The following is a 14,388-nucleotide window of genomic DNA, read 5'->3' on the forward strand; positions in this document are numbered from 1 at the left end:
GGTGCCGTGCACCCCTGCTTCGATGGTTCGGGACCCGAGCGTATTTTCACCCCAAGCTCAGATCGAGCACTCCCACGGCACACACTTGCCTGCTTAGGGCTGCTTCCTTCCGGACCTGACCCGGTTCACAGGTAGTTGTTGCGTGGGACTCGATCTTCAACGCCCTAGTGAAAACCGTTTTCAGACCCCGAACACCTCGGTAGGGGAATTCAGCCCTGCTAGGTGGATTTCAGGTACAGGGGACCACCAACCCCCCGCTTAGCACGGCACCAAGTAATATTTTAACATTATTCCTGTTAGTTGTCAAAAATTCTGTTTTTTTACTTTTAATGAAACTTGATTTTAAGGAATATTATGATATCCTAAATATTTGTAAAACACAAGCGGGAGGATGATAATATTAGAAGAAATTGGTATTTTATTTTTATCATTATTGTAATCACAATTATTGCGTTTTTTTTCAATTTTAATTCCTCAAAGAAGATATATATAAGCGGTGAAAATTATTATGTATCGAAATTTCTAGATTATTTAACTAGTAATGGAATAAATTACGAATTGGTAGACTTAGATAAAGCAAATATTGTTATTGATTTTGACAAATTAATTGTAGCTTTATCTAATGGTTTGAGTTTTAGATTGTACTATAGTGATCATACTATTAAAGAAGTTATGAAAATGCTGTTTGATGAAAAATGTGAGTATTTAAAAGAAAATAACAACTTTTACTATGTTAATGCTTATTTTTACAAACACTTTACATTTGAAACAAGTTGTGGTATAACTATAATGATATTGCCAGCAGATTATGGAAAGTTAGAAATGTTTGTCTTCCGAACAATTTTGGATATTGTTAAAGGTGATTATACCTTATTTGAAGATGAATATTTTGTTACGCGAGCAAATATTTACAAAATATCTAATAATGAAAGGGAATTTATTGGAAGATATGATCCGATTTTGGATAGTTTGGAGATAATAGCCGATGAAAAAAACTAGTTAAGAGAGGTGAAACCTTTTGGAACCTATACTATCAGTAAAAAACTTACACACATGGTTTTATATGGAAGAGGGCGTTGTAAAAGCTGTTAACGATGTTTCTTTTGATTTGTATGAAGATGAAGTAGTTGGAATAGTTGGTGAAACTGGTTCTGGGAAGAGTGTTACGGTAAAATCTATTATGAGGCTTATTCACAAGCCAGGTAAAATTGTTTCGGGGGAGATTATTTATAGAGGAAGAGGAAAAGAGGAAGATATTTTAAAATTATCAAGAGATGAGATGTCGAAAATAAGAGGAAAAGAAATTAGTATGATATTCCAAGATCCTCTAACATCATTAAATCCCCTTTATACTATTGGAGATCAGTTAACCGAAACAATAGTTAGACATCAGGATGTCGATAGGAAAACCGCTTGGGAAATTGGGATTGAAATGCTTAGAAAAGTTCAGATTCCAGAACCTGAAAAAAGAATGTTTGCATATCCGTTTGAGTTTAGTGGTGGAATGAGACAGCGTGCAATTATTGCAATTGCTTTATCTTGTAATCCGAAAGTGTTGATTGCAGATGAGCCTACAACGGCTTTAGATGTTACAATTCAGGCTCAGATTCTTGAATTAATGAAAGAATTGCAAAAAGAATTTAGAACAGGTTTGTTATTTATTACTCATGATTTAGGTGTTATTGCTTCAATGGCTGATAGAATAATAGTGATGTATGGAAGTAGACAAATGGAAATTGCAAGTGCGGAAGATATTTTCTACAAGCCATTCCATCCATATACTCACATGTTATTACGTGCAATTCCAAGATTAGATAAGAAACAAGATAAGTTAGAAGCAATTCCTGGTCAACCTCCGAGAATGATAGATGTTCCTAATGTCTGTCCATTTGCTCCAAGATGTCCAAGAAGGCTTGATAAATGTTCGAAAGAATTACCAGAACTTACTGAAATTGAACCAGGGCATTTTGTGAGATGTTTTAATCCGGTATTAGATAAGAAAGAATCGGAGGCGATGAAAAATGAATGAAGCAGTAAAAACTAATCCCATAATAAAAATACAGAATTTGAAAAAGTATTTTCCAATTACAAAAGGATTTCTTGTAAAGAAACACGTAGGGGATGTTAAGGCGGTTGATGATGTATCTTTTGAAGTTCACAAAAAAGAAACGTTTGCCCTGGTTGGGGAATCTGGGTGTGGTAAAACAACCACAGCAAGAACAATGTTGAGATTAATAGATCCTACAAGTGGAAGAATAGAAATTTTTGGAAAGGATATTTCAAAACTTAGTAGAAAAGAATTACTTCCATTCAGGAGGAAAATGCAAATAGTTTTCCAAAATCCAATAGGTTCGTTGAATCCAAGGATGACTATTGGTCAAATATTAACTGAACCGTTGTTGTTTCATAAAATAGTGAAAGATAAAAATGAAGCTTATGATAGAGCAGTTGAGGTATTGAGAATGGTCGGATTAAAGCCGTATCACATGGATAGATATCCTCACCAATTTAGTGGAGGACAAAAACAGAGAATTGCGATTGCTAGGGCACTTTCTGTAGGACCAGAGATTTTGTTCTTGGATGAACCAACTTCTGCTTTAGATGTTTCTGTTCAGGCACAAATTATAAATCTATTTTTGAAATTTCAAGAAGAGTTGAATTTAACTTATATATTTATTTCTCACGACTTGTCTTTAGTTAGGTTTATTAGTGATAAAGTGGCGGTTATGTATTTGGGTAGAATCGTTGAAATTGGAGACGTAGATGAGGTATTTGAAAATCCAATACATCCATATACAAAAGCTTTGTTGTCAGCATCACCAATTCCTGATCCAAAGGTAGAAAAAAGTAGAAAGAAAATTATATTAAGTGGAAATGTTCCGAGTCCAATTGCAAGGCCAAGTGGTTGTTTCTTCCATCCAAGATGTCCGTATAAGACGGAAAAGTGTGAAAAAGAATATCCAAAGATGTATAAAGTTTCTGAAAATCACCAGGTATCATGTTACCTGGTAGAAAAAGAGGGGGTGTGAGTTTATGAAGAAACTTGCCGTATTTTTGGTTGTACTTGCAGTGGTATTATCTTTTGCTGCTCAACTTCCATATATTGGGGCAGATGCTAACGGTAAACCAGGTGGTCAGTTTGTGTTGGGAACATTAAGTGGTCCAAAAACTGTAAATGATGTGGCTGCTAAAGAAACTAGTTCTACCGATGTTATTGATATGTTTATGGGATATGGAGGTACATTGATTGAAAGACATGGTGTAGATATGAAGTTCTATCCTGCTATTGCTGAAAACTGGGAAGGTCCAAGGCTTACAGCAGATGGTGGTATGGAAATTATTTGGCACATTAGAAAAGGTGTAAAGTTCAGTGATGGTAACCCTTTAACAGCAGATGATGTAGTATTTACTTTAAATGATATTTATACAAATCCAGATATTCCAAGTTCTATGCAAGATATTTTAAAGAGTACAAATGGATATTTACCAAAGGCCGAAAAAATTGACGATTACACAGTAAGGATGTACTACCCAGAACCATTTAGACTTGCGTTTAGATATTTAGGTGGGATGTATATATTCCCAAAACATATTGCTGAAGAATACGTTAAAAACGGTACATTCCAGGAATTTTGGACAGTTGAAGCTATTAACGAAGGGAAAATTGTGGGGCTTGGTCCATATATTCCTGTAGAGTATGTTCCAGACCAATACGTAAGGTTTGTAAAAAATCCATACTATTGGAAAAAAGATGCAAATGGCAATCAACTACCATATTTTGATGAAGTAATTTATAAAATTATTTCCAATCAAGATGCAATGAGACTTGCATTTGAAAATGGAGAAATTGATGTATATGTACCAAGAGGAACGGAATTTGCAGAATTAAAAGAAAAAGAGAAGGAATTAAATATCGTAGTTACAACAGCAGGACCAGCTTATGGTACACTATTTATCACATTTAATTGGAATACACCAGATCCGGTAAAAAGAAAATGGTTTAGAAACGAATATTTTAGAAAAGCTGTTGCACATGCTATAGACAAACAATCAATTATCGATACTCTTTACAACGGTCTTGCAATTCCACAATGGTCACCAGTATCAATGAGTTCCCCATATTACAATGAAGATGTAGTAACAAAATATGAATTCGATCTTGACCTTGCAAGAGCAATGCTTGAAATGGGCGGCTTTAGTTGGGACGAAAATGGACAACTTATCGACGAAGATGGAAATCCAGTTAAATTCTTACTTACAACAAATGCAGGGAACAGAGTGAGAGAGGGTGCTGCAAATATTATTCAAGATGCTTTGAAGAAACTTGGAATGGATGTAACATTTACACCAATCGATTTCAATACTTTGGTACAAAAATTGTTGAATACAGGTGATTGGGAGGCAGTAATTATTGGTATAACTGGTAGTGATGAACCACAAGGTGGAGCAAACACATGGAAAATTGACGGAGGATTACATTTCTGGAACTATTCACCAGAAGTTGCAGAATATGTTGATGCAAATGATTACTACTTGTCAGATTGGGAGCTTGAAATTGATAAGATATTTAAAGAAAATGTAGCAATATTGGATGAAGATATTGTAAAAGACTACTTTGCTAGATTCCAACAATTAGTATCCGAACACTTACCATTAATTTACACGGTTAATACATTGAGACTATATGCTTACAAGGCAAACTTGAAAAATGTGAAGATAGGTCCACTTGGTGGAATGACGTGGAACATTTATGAGGAATGGAAGAAATAATGATTTTGCAGGCGCGTCCTGCGCCTGCCTTTTATCCAAATTTAAAAGCGAGGTGACTGAGATTGCTAAGGTATATAGCACGGAGATTAATAATTTTGATTCCTGAACTTCTTATTATTTCGCTGTTAGTGTTTTTAATTATGCAAGCAGCCCCAGGTGATTTTTTAGATCAGTATAGAATTGACCCAACTGTTTCAAAAGAATTTATTCAAGCTCTTGAAAAACAGTATGGTCTTGATAAACCTGTTATGACACAGTATTTTTTATGGTTGAAGGGAATTTTCAAAGGTGATTTCGGATATTCTTTTTACTATAGAAGACCTGTTATGGATTTAATTGGCGAAAGAGTTCTTGCTACTTTAATTTTGTCACTTTATTCCTTTGTGATTTCTTGGATTGTGGGTATAGTATTGGGAATAGTTTCAGCGTTAAAAAAATATTCCTTTTGGGATAAATTCTTAACGGTAATTGCGTTTACGGGAATCGCAATTCCAGGCTTTTTCTTAGCATTATTACTACTTTATATGGCAGCAAAAACTGGATGGCTCCCAGTTGCAGGTATGTACGATGTTAACCACAAGAGCATGACGGTATGGCAAGGGTTTAAAGATATTTTCTGGCATATGCAACTTCCCGCATTTACATTAACGTTTGGTGGATTTGCAGGCTTAATGAGATATATGCGTGGAAGCTTATTGGATGTTTTGAATGAGGATTATGTTGAATTTGCAAGGGCAAAAGGTATGCCAGAAAGGGTTGTGATATTCAAGCATGCAGTTAGGAATGCAATAAACCCACTAATTACAATGTTTGGTTTTAGTTTGTCATCACTCCTTGGTGGAGCTGTTATTACCGAAACGATTTTCTCGTGGCCAGGACTTGGAAGACTTGTATACCAAGCATTACAACAACAAGATATGTATGTTGTAATGGCAAGTACGGTGATAAGTGTTATCATGTTGGTAGTCGGTAACTTGATAGGTGACATATTGCTAGCAGCAGTTGATCCGAGAATTAGGTTGGAATAGGAGGTAGTAGTTGATGGCTAAAAAAGAAAAGATTAAAAAGAAAAACAATGAAACTGAAAATATAGATTTTGAGGAAGTATATCTTTCAAGAGGTCAATTAATGTGGCGTGCTTTCAAGAAAAATAAACTTGCAATGGTTGGTTTATGGACATTGATTGTGTTGTATATCATGATGTTTGCAGCTGATTTTTTGGCACCGTATAACCCATTTGATCAAAGCTTGAAACACTCCTATGCACCTCCAACTAGTGTTACATCATTATACAAGGTGGGGGATTTTGAAAAAAAGGTAGGATTACATGTATTGCCATATACAAGCTATGTGGATAAATTGGATTTTACTCGAAAAACAAAAGAATTAATTTTTCCAAGTAGATTAACTGTTGAGTACAAAGGTGAACTTTTAACTTTGGTTATGAATGATGCGAAATATTTGCCAAGAAAAAATTTTGAAGGAAAGGTAATCAAAGTAAATTCATTGGAGTTTACCTTAAAAGTTGAAGATTTTGCGTTTATAAATAACGAATGGAAAAAGGCTTCATCCTCAAGCGAAAAAACACGTTACTTGGTGAAAGGTATAAACGATGATATCTTAGCAAAAGGAGAAGCATTTAATGAGAATGAAAGTGCAACTGCAAAAAGTGTTTTATTTGGAAAGTATGGTTTTAGACTTGGTATAGCAGATGAAAGGGAAATTGATAAGGTAGGAATGAGATATACCATAAATTATATAAAGTATGAAGATGAAAATGGGAAGAAACATATTTTATTTGGAAAAGATTTGAAGATAAGAGATTATGATTATAAATACTATCCTGTAAAATGGTTTGTAAAGAGTTGGGGACCAAAGAAAAAGGATTATGGTAGAGTAGGTTATATTTTATGGATTATTCCGCTAAAATATCATTTATATGGTGTTGATAATTACGATAATAATGAATTTGTAAGGTTATATATAATGGGTGGAGATCAATTTGGTAGAGATGTATGGACAAGGTTAATATTTGCATCTAGAATTTCACTGTCAATTGGTTTTATTGGATTGGCAATTACATTAACACTCTCGTTATTCTTTGGTGGAATAGCGGGATATTATGGTGGAATTGCCGATGAATTGTTAATGAGGTTTACTGAGATAATAATGGCAATTCCGGGATTTTATCTGTTAATATTATTGAGATCACTCTTACCACTTGATATACCATCATCACAAGTTTATATTTTGCTTATATTTATACTTTCATTTATTGGATGGGCAGGACGTGCAAGGATAATAAGGGGTATGGTATTGTCCATAAAGAGAAATGAATTTGTTGAAGCGGCGTATGCATTGGGATATCCAGATAGAAAAATCCTTTGGAGGCATGTTATTCCAAATACAATGACATATATGATAGTTACATCAACATTAGCAATTCCAGGATATATTTTAGGTGAAGCAGGATTATCATTCTTGGGACTTGGAATTAGAGAGCCTTCTGCATCTTGGGGATTAATGATGGCTAGAGCTCAAGATATTTACGTTTTGCAGAGTGCACCATGGTTATTGATCCCAGGTATCTTTATATTTGTAACAGTTTTGGCATTTAATTTTGTAGGTGACGGATTAAGAGATGCATTTGATCCAAGGGCATTAGGATAAAATTACGAACTAAATAGAACGGCTTCGGTACTATACTGAAGCCGTTTTTTTATCATGTTGGATTTTTTGTTTAGAATTTGTCTTTATCTATTTTTTAAAGCCGATAATGTTTCATTGTAGAATAAAATAAAGAAGAATAATAACAAGAAATTTTTCAAAATTGGTTAATAAAAAAAAGGCAGCTTAACAGCTGCCTTTTTACTTGGCGGAGGCGGTGGGACTCGAACCCACACGGGGGTGTAACCCCCACCGGTTTTCAAGACCGGCCCCTTAGCCAATTCGGAACACGCCTCCGCTAAAGATTATATCATATGTTTGAGAAATTTCAAGAGTATTTTTTCAAATTTTCTAAGTATTTTAGTTATAAAGAACTCATGAGAAGTATCAATAGGTTCTATTTTTATTCTATATGCATTAATAAAAACACCAAATAACATATCTGTAAAAAGCTGATCTCCTATTATTACAAAGTTAAATTTCATATTACCATATTTTTTATGTATATACCTTAAGAATTTAAATGGTAAAGGTTTTTTAGCAAGCCATAAAGTCTCAACAGAAAAATTGAGTATTCTTGGTTTCCCATTAGAGACAATAAGAATCTTTGAATTGTTTTGAAATAAAAACTTAAAAATTTTAGCTATCTCTTCTGGAATTTCTTCTTTTTTCCAAAGATTTATCGTATTGTCAAAGTCAAAAATAAAAAAATTGTATCCTTTATCAATGAGTTTTTTAAAATCAATGTCTGAGACTTTTTTTACAATTTCCATAAATTACCCCCATTAAAAGTGTTCTGCAAGTCCAATACCTAAGAACAGTTGTTGTTTATCATAATTGATAATTAAGAATAAATCATCTTTCCACTTTTTATGTGGTTCTGGTGGAGGAACAATGTATTTAGCTGATAAATGTAATAAGTTACTGAGAGAAGTCTCTTCATAATTAAATGGATAAGTTACCGATAGAGAAATAAGAAATCTTTCTTGTGAAAAAGTTAATTTTATTCCCCCTTCAAATTGTGTAAAAGAAAGGTTCTTGGCATTGTATACAAATAACATAGGATAAAAGCTCAAATTTTCAATTTTCCAGAAAAAAGCGTCAACGTATATTTTATGTTTATAATTGTCTGAAGGATTAAAAAGCCAATCGAAGTTTAGATAATCACTAGAATACCCCAAAAGTATTTGATAAGAATTTCCAAATGACCATCCCATTCCAAACTTGATAGAACTTGAGAGTATCAATACAGAAAAGAAAAGGAAGATGAGTAAAAGTAATTTTTTCATTAAAAATCCTCCTTTAATATTTTAAATTTGTTGAATTTTATTAAAATGCTTTCAGTGCTGTTATCAGTGGAAAAAAGAATCTGTTTAATGGTAGCACCGTTAAAGCTTACGGTTATTTTTGTTGGTTCTAGACCAAGTCTTTTCAGAAAAGAATATCCTGCAGGAATTAGTGATAGTTTGTCATTTTTATCAAAAATTGTAAAAAGGTTAGATGAAAGAAAACTTGAAATAGTTTTAATAATCTCGTATATTAAAGTTATATCAAAGTCTGAGATATTTGAAATTGTATAATTGTTATATCTGTAGTAAGTAGCGGAGTTAAGCAAATTAGCTTCGATGGAAATATTATTTAAAAAGTTCGGAGATTTTAATATAATGTCATATTTTTCTAAATTTACTATAGTTGCTTCAAATGAAATATTACTTTTTAGATTTTTATTTTCATTATTATAGACATCAAAATATATTGAAGTGTCTATGTAAAAATCCCTTTTTCCAGCTATTTCTTTTACAAAGTTAAAAATACCAGCAAAAGATATGGTGTATGCTAACATAATTAAAAGTATAAATTTCCTTATATTCCTCACCTCGTTTCTTCGAGATTTAGCATAAAATTTTTTAATTGGACTGTTATTATCTTTTGGTCAATTTCGTCAAGTTCGTCCTTTTCATCTAACAAATTTAATGCTTCTTCAGAAGAAAGATTTGAAAATTCTTCAATTCTTTCAATAGGTATTTCTTCTTCTTCTTTTTCAACTTTAATATTTTCAATTTGTTCAATTAGAGAGCTTTCAACAGTGTTTTTATCTTCCTTAGATGAGGAAACAATTTCTTCTAATTCGTTAATTTCTTCTAGAATTTCTTCTAGATTTTCTTCTGCGTTTTTTTCAGATTCAACTGTTATTTCCTGTTCCACTTTTTTGGGATTTTTATCCTCTGCAGTATAGTATTCCTCTTTTGGCTGGGAAATTTTTTCTTCAGAACTTTTTTCATCAAAAAATTCTGAAAGAAATGATAAATCTTTGTTTAACAGGTCTTCAAAATTTATAGTAGCTTTTGCACTTTCAGGGAAAAACTCTTCTGAATTTTCAAATATAATACTAGAGGTTTTTGGCGTTTCCGGTTTATCAATTTCTTGCGAAGGGATTTGCTTTTTTGCTTTCCAAACTCTCATTTCCATAAATAAAAGTATAGAGAAAGAAATAGTGAAAGTGGTTAAAAACAAAATAAATTTAAAATTACTTTTAGCTTCTGTAGTTGTTGTAGCTGGAACCTCAACTGGGTGATATTTTTGTATCCAATTTTTCCATTCAGATGTTTCTGTAGAATTTTTTTGTATATTCTCAATTAATTTATTAACTATCGGATTGTCTGTATAGCTTGATAGATATGCTTTTGCTTTATCATAATTTCCAATCATGAAAGCACATATACCAGCTTTGAATTTTAACGAAGCATCATATCCTTCGATTGAAGGATCTAAAACCAAAGCTTTTTCAAAATATTCTAGAGCTTTTTGGTAATTATCTTGTTGATAAGCATTAATGCCAGCTTCATAATATTCAATAGCTTCTTTTACAAATGAAAAAGAAATGGTAAATATCAAAAGTAAGAAAATAAGTAAATACTTTTTCATTTTAACTTCCTTTCTGGGAATCTATTAGTGCTAAAAAATCGTCATTTGATTTTGTTTCTTTTAATTTGGTGATAATCAATCGCAATCCTTCTTCTTCATCCATAGAAGATAGCATTTTTCTCAAAAGCCAGATTTTTTTCATGTTTTCAGGTGAAAATAAAAGTTCTTCTTTTCTTGTGCCAGATAATGTAATGTTAATAGCAGGAAATATTCTTTTATTTGCAAGTTGCCTTGAAAGAACAAGCTCCATGTTTCCTGTTCCTTTAAATTCTTCAAATATTACCTCATCCATTTTAGACCCAGTTTCAATTAAAGAAGTTGCGATAATTGTTAAACTACCACCTTCTTTGATATTTCTTGCTGCACCAAAAAAGTGTTTTGGTTTATACAAAGCTGCAGGATCAACGCCACCACTTAGTAATTTACCACTTGGAGGTACGTTAATATTGTAAACTCTTGCAAGTCTAGTTAAACTGTCTAAGAGTATTACGACATCATGTCCGTACTCTACAAGTCTTTTTGCCATTTCAAGTGTTAACTCTGCTTTTTTAATTTGTTTATCTGGTGGCATGTCAAATGGTGCGGCTATAACCTTTGCATCTACAGATTCTTTGATATCGGTTACTTCTTCTGGTCTTTCATCAATTAGAAGTACTATTCTAACGGTATCAGGATAATTTTTTGCTATACCATTTGCTATTTCCTTTAAAATAGTTGTTTTTCCAGCTTTTGGTGGTGCTACGATCATGCCTCTTTGTCCTTTGCCAATAGGTGAGAACAAATCTATAATTCTCGTTGATAAGGTATTAGTATCAGTTTCAAGTATATATCGGGTATCCGGATAACAAGGAGTAAGATTTTCAAAGTTAACTCTTTCGTTTGCAAGTTCGGGGTCTTTATAGTTAATTGCTTCAATTTTTATCATAGCAAAAAATCTTTCTCCTTCTTTTGGAGGACGAATAACTCCAGATATAATGTCACCGGTGTTAAGATTGAATTTTCTTATTTGAGAATTTGAGATGTAAATATCTTTTGAGCTTGGTAACATACTTTCCATATTTCGCAAAAAACCAAATCCATCTGGATGAACTTCTAACACACCCTCACCAAAGAAATAGCCTTCTGATTGAGCTCTAGCTTCAAGTATGGCAAATATTAAATCTTGCTTTCTCATAGAAGTATATCTGGCTATATCATATTCTTTTGCAAGCTTGTACAACTCTTTTATTGTTTTCTTTTCCAAGTCTTTAATGTTGAAAGTTTCAACGTTCAAATTGACCCCTCCTATTTTGTTCTAAAAAGTCTATCTCCCGCATCTCCAAGTCCAGGAAGAATATAGCCTTTAGAATTTAATTTTTTGTCTAATGAAGCGGTATATATAATAACATCGGGATGTTCTATATTAACTTTTTCCGTTCCCTCAGGTGATGCTATTAACGTTACTAAAATAATGTTTTTGGCCCCATTTTTCTTAACTATTTCTAGAGCTTTTATCGATGATACACCTGTTGCTAACATTGGATCAAGTACAAATACAATTGAGTTATCTGTGATTTTAGGAAACTTTGCATAGTATTCAACTGCCTCTAAAGTTTTTGGATCTCTGTATATTCCTATATGTCCAACAGAAGCATTTGGAAGTAGTTGAAGTATTCCATCAGACATGCCAAGGCCTGCCCTTAGAATAGGAATAATTACAACATCTTTATCGTTAATAAAGTGACCTTTAGTTTTTTCAAGCGGGGTTTCAATTTCTGTTTCAAATGTTTCAATATGTCTAGTTGCTTCATAGGCTATTAAAAGTGTTATTTCTTTTAAAAGCTCTCTGAATTCCTTTGGACCCGTATCTTTTTTTCTCATAAGTGTTAATTTATGTTTAATTAGGGGATGGTCTACCACGTTAATTTTCATCGTTTTGTCCTCCTTTAAGTATATTTTCAATTTGTTCTAACATATCTATTCTCATTAGACGAGTTATGAATTCGTCGAGTTCTCCGTCTAAAACAGCTTGGAGATTGTATGATGTATAATTTATTCTATGGTCAGTTACACGGTTTTGTGGGAAATTATACGTTCTAATTTTTTCACTTCTTTCTCCTGTACCAATTTGAGATTTTCTATTAGAACTTATTTTTTTTGCTTGTTCTTCTAGTTTTAATTTGTAAAGTCTAGCCCTAAGAATATTCATTGCCTGTTCTTTATTTTGTAATTGAGAGCGTTCTGATTGACAAGTAACAACAATCCCAGTTGGAATGTGTGTTATCCTTACAGCGGATTCCGTTTTGTTAACATACTGTCCACCAGCTCCCGATGCCCTATAAGTATCTATTCTAATGTCTGAAGGATTTATTTCAATTTCAACGTTTGATACTTCAGGAAGGACAGCAACAGTAGCAGTGGAAGTATGTATTCTACCGCCAGATTCAGTTGTTGGGACTCTTTGTACTCTATGAACTCCACTTTCGTATTTTAATAGGTTACCAACATTTTTTCCTTTTATTCTTACTACTACTTCTTTGTATCCACCTAAATCTGTTTTATTTTCATCAACAATTTCTGCTTTGAAATTTTTCTTTTCAACGTATCTTAAATACATTCTAAGTAAATCCGCAGCAAAAAGTGCAGCTTCTTCGCCACCAGTTCCAGCCCTAATTTCTAAAAATACATTTTTTCCACTATATTCGTTTTTGGGTAATACCAAGGTAATCAATTCTTGCATTATTTTCCTTTGTTGATCGCTTAATTTTTCAATTTCATTTTCAAAACCTTCTGGCATCTCTTCTTTCCATAACTCAATTTCCTCTTCAAGTTCAAGATATTTTTTTGAAAGCTCAACAATTTCTTTCATTTTAGAGTATTTTTCTGAATATTTTTTAATTTCTTCTGGTGTAAGTTGTGAACTTAGTTTTTCTTCCAGAAATTTTAATGTTTTTGTGCTCCATTCATTAATTTGAGTAACTATCTCAATGTTCTCCATCCTATCTTTTTAGACACCTCCTCGACGTTTCTAGCATTTTCAAATACAGTTTCTTTTGTGATGTAACCATTTAGATATGCGTTAATTAATGCATCATCAAATAATATATTTCCTTGTTTTTGACTTGTTTGCATTATACCTTCTATTTGATGTAATTTATTTTCTCTAATTAAATTCTTGATGGCCGATGTTGCAATCATTATTTCATCGATTGCTAAAACACCAAAATCTTTTTTTGGAACTAGTCTTTGGAATATAACGGCAATTAATGTATTTGCAAGTTGCAAAGCTATTTGTTTTTGTTGATATGCTGGAAAAACATCAATAATTCTTTCAGGTGCAGCGGCAGCTGAATTTGTGTGTATTGTAGCAAATACTAAATGACCTGTTTCTGCTGCGGTAAGGGTTAAAGAAATTGTTTCTAAATCCCTCATTTCACCAACTAATATTACATCTGGATCTTGTCTTAAGGCATATTTTAAACCATTGTAAAAACTTTCAGTATCGGTTCCTACTTCTCTTTGGTGTATTAAAGATCTTTTTGATTCAAAAACGTATTCAATTGGATCTTCAATGGTTATTATATGGCTTGCAAATCTTGAATTTATATGTTCAACCATTGCTGCTAAAGTTGTGGATTTTCCGCTTCCAGTGGGACCTGCAACTAATATGAGTCCATGGTCTTTTTCTGCAAATTCTTTTAAAATTTGTGGTAACCCCAGTTCATCAATTGTTCTTATTTTTTTAGTAATAAGTCTTAGTGCAAGTGTAGGCTTTTTTCTTTCAAAGTAATAGTTTGCCCTTATTCTTAAATCGTGCATGGAAAATGAAAAATCTATTTCTTTTTTTCCATGAGATATTCCAAGGTCTGAAAAAAGTTGTTCCACGGTATTTTTAATATCTTGTTCTGTTGGTATTGGAAAATCCTTTAGTGAAACTAAATTTCCATCCACTCTTACCATGATAGGAAAATCCGATGTAATATGGATATCAGAAGCTCTTAGTTTTTTCCCCCTTAAGATAATTTCTTCTAAATTTAATCCTAACAC

Annotated in this window: 14 protein-coding genes, 1 tRNA gene and 1 other RNA gene; 6 read left to right on the forward strand and 10 right to left on the reverse strand. The window is 32.7% G+C overall.

What is annotated here, in order from left to right; genetic code table 11:
* Nucleotides 1-4: 4 nt before the first annotated feature.
* Nucleotides 5-267: signal recognition particle sRNA large type (gene ffs, locus TMEL_RS10100), an RNA gene on the reverse strand.
* A 291-nt stretch (nt 268-558) separates the two neighbouring features.
* Here ffs and TMEL_RS07105 point away from each other — a divergent pair.
* From TMEL_RS07105 to TMEL_RS07130, 6 genes are all read left to right on the forward strand, one after another.
* Complete coding sequence (locus TMEL_RS07105) at nt 559-999, forward strand: hypothetical protein (RefSeq protein WP_012057589.1); 441 nt, start codon at nt 559-561, stop codon at nt 997-999.
* Nucleotides 1,000-1,018: 19 nt separating this feature from the next.
* A complete protein-coding gene (locus TMEL_RS07110) occupies nt 1,019-2,029 on the forward strand; it encodes an ABC transporter ATP-binding protein (protein ID WP_012057590.1) in 1,011 nt (336 codons plus the stop codon).
* Complete coding sequence (locus tag TMEL_RS07115; protein ID WP_012057591.1) at nt 2,022-3,029, forward strand: ABC transporter ATP-binding protein; 1,008 nt, start codon at nt 2,022-2,024, stop codon at nt 3,027-3,029. The genes TMEL_RS07110 and TMEL_RS07115 overlap by 8 nt, the downstream gene beginning before the upstream one ends.
* A 4-nt stretch (nt 3,030-3,033) precedes the next feature.
* Complete coding sequence (locus TMEL_RS07120) at nt 3,034-4,770, forward strand: ABC transporter substrate-binding protein (protein WP_012057592.1); 1,737 nt, start codon at nt 3,034-3,036, stop codon at nt 4,768-4,770.
* A 62-nt stretch (nt 4,771-4,832) separates the two neighbouring features.
* A complete protein-coding gene (locus TMEL_RS07125) occupies nt 4,833-5,798 on the forward strand; it encodes an ABC transporter permease (protein ID WP_012057593.1) in 966 nt (321 codons plus the stop codon).
* 13 nt (nt 5,799-5,811) lie between these two features.
* On the forward strand, nt 5,812-7,440 hold the full coding sequence (locus TMEL_RS07130; protein WP_012057594.1) for an ABC transporter permease: 1,629 nt from the start codon (nt 5,812-5,814) through the stop codon (nt 7,438-7,440).
* Between the two features lie 203 nt (nt 7,441-7,643).
* Here the strand turns inward: TMEL_RS07130 and TMEL_RS07135 are convergent.
* The 9 genes from TMEL_RS07135 to TMEL_RS07175 all read right to left on the reverse strand — a co-directional run bounded on the left by TMEL_RS07135 (nt 7,644) and on the right by TMEL_RS07175 (nt 14,388).
* Nucleotides 7,644-7,734 (reverse strand) — tRNA-Ser (locus TMEL_RS07135).
* Nucleotides 7,735-7,742: 8 nt separating this feature from the next.
* Nucleotides 7,743-8,210 carry a YqeG family HAD IIIA-type phosphatase gene (locus TMEL_RS07140; RefSeq protein WP_012057595.1) on the reverse strand — a complete coding sequence of 156 codons (468 nt, stop codon included), beginning with the start codon at nt 8,208-8,210 and terminating at the stop codon, nt 7,743-7,745.
* A gap of 12 nt (nt 8,211-8,222) precedes the next feature.
* Complete coding sequence (locus TMEL_RS07145) at nt 8,223-8,726, reverse strand: hypothetical protein (protein WP_012057596.1); 504 nt, start codon at nt 8,724-8,726, stop codon at nt 8,223-8,225.
* A complete protein-coding gene (locus tag TMEL_RS07150; protein WP_012057597.1) occupies nt 8,726-9,280 on the reverse strand; it encodes a hypothetical protein in 555 nt (184 codons plus the stop codon). Before TMEL_RS07150 ends, TMEL_RS07145 begins: the two co-directional genes overlap by 1 nt.
* Nucleotides 9,281-9,309: 29 nt before the next feature.
* The gene (locus TMEL_RS07155) at nt 9,310-10,362 is read right to left on the reverse strand and encodes a tetratricopeptide repeat protein (protein WP_012057598.1); all 1,053 of its coding nucleotides are present in this window, start codon (nt 10,360-10,362) and stop codon (nt 9,310-9,312) included.
* Nucleotide 10,363: 1 nt separating this feature from the next.
* The gene (gene rho / locus TMEL_RS07160; protein ID WP_012057599.1) at nt 10,364-11,635 is read right to left on the reverse strand and encodes a transcription termination factor Rho; all 1,272 of its coding nucleotides are present in this window, start codon (nt 11,633-11,635) and stop codon (nt 10,364-10,366) included.
* 11 nt (nt 11,636-11,646) lie between these two features.
* On the reverse strand, nt 11,647-12,273 hold the full coding sequence (gene upp, locus TMEL_RS07165; RefSeq protein WP_012057600.1) for a uracil phosphoribosyltransferase: 627 nt from the start codon (nt 12,271-12,273) through the stop codon (nt 11,647-11,649).
* Nucleotides 12,263-13,339 carry a peptide chain release factor 1 gene (gene prfA / locus TMEL_RS07170; protein ID WP_012057601.1) on the reverse strand — a complete coding sequence of 359 codons (1,077 nt, stop codon included), beginning with the start codon at nt 13,337-13,339 and terminating at the stop codon, nt 12,263-12,265. Before prfA ends, upp begins: the two co-directional genes overlap by 11 nt.
* Nucleotides 13,321-14,388 (reverse strand): type IV pilus twitching motility protein PilT, encoded by a 1,068-nt coding sequence (locus TMEL_RS07175; protein WP_012057602.1) that lies wholly within the window; start codon nt 14,386-14,388, stop codon nt 13,321-13,323. The genes prfA and TMEL_RS07175 overlap by 19 nt, the downstream gene beginning before the upstream one ends.

This window comes from Thermosipho melanesiensis BI429 (assembly GCF_000016905.1).
In the GTDB taxonomy this organism is placed as follows: Bacteria; Thermotogota; Thermotogae; order Thermotogales; family Fervidobacteriaceae; genus Thermosipho; species Thermosipho melanesiensis.

Bases quoted from the DNA above. Each gene is read 5' to 3' on its own strand.
- TMEL_RS07115 (WP_012057591.1), top strand. From the start codon at position 2,022: ATGAATGAAGCAGTAAAAACTAATCCCATAATAAAAATACAGAATTTG.
- TMEL_RS07120 (WP_012057592.1), top strand. From the start codon at position 3,034: ATGAAGAAACTTGCCGTATTTTTGGTTGTACTTGCAGTGGTATTATCT.
- TMEL_RS07130 (WP_012057594.1), top strand. From the start codon at position 5,812: ATGGCTAAAAAAGAAAAGATTAAAAAGAAAAACAATGAAACTGAAAAT.
- TMEL_RS07140 (WP_012057595.1), bottom strand. From the start codon at position 8,210: ATGGAAATTGTAAAAAAAGTCTCAGACATTGATTTTAAAAAACTCATT.
- TMEL_RS07145 (WP_012057596.1), bottom strand. From the start codon at position 8,726: ATGAAAAAATTACTTTTACTCATCTTCCTTTTCTTTTCTGTATTGATA.
- TMEL_RS07150 (WP_012057597.1), bottom strand. From the start codon at position 9,280: ATGTTAGCATACACCATATCTTTTGCTGGTATTTTTAACTTTGTAAAA.
- TMEL_RS07155 (WP_012057598.1), bottom strand. From the start codon at position 10,362: ATGAAAAAGTATTTACTTATTTTCTTACTTTTGATATTTACCATTTCT.
- upp (WP_012057600.1), bottom strand. From the start codon at position 12,273: ATGAAAATTAACGTGGTAGACCATCCCCTAATTAAACATAAATTAACA.
- prfA (WP_012057601.1), bottom strand. From the start codon at position 13,339: ATGGAGAACATTGAGATAGTTACTCAAATTAATGAATGGAGCACAAAA.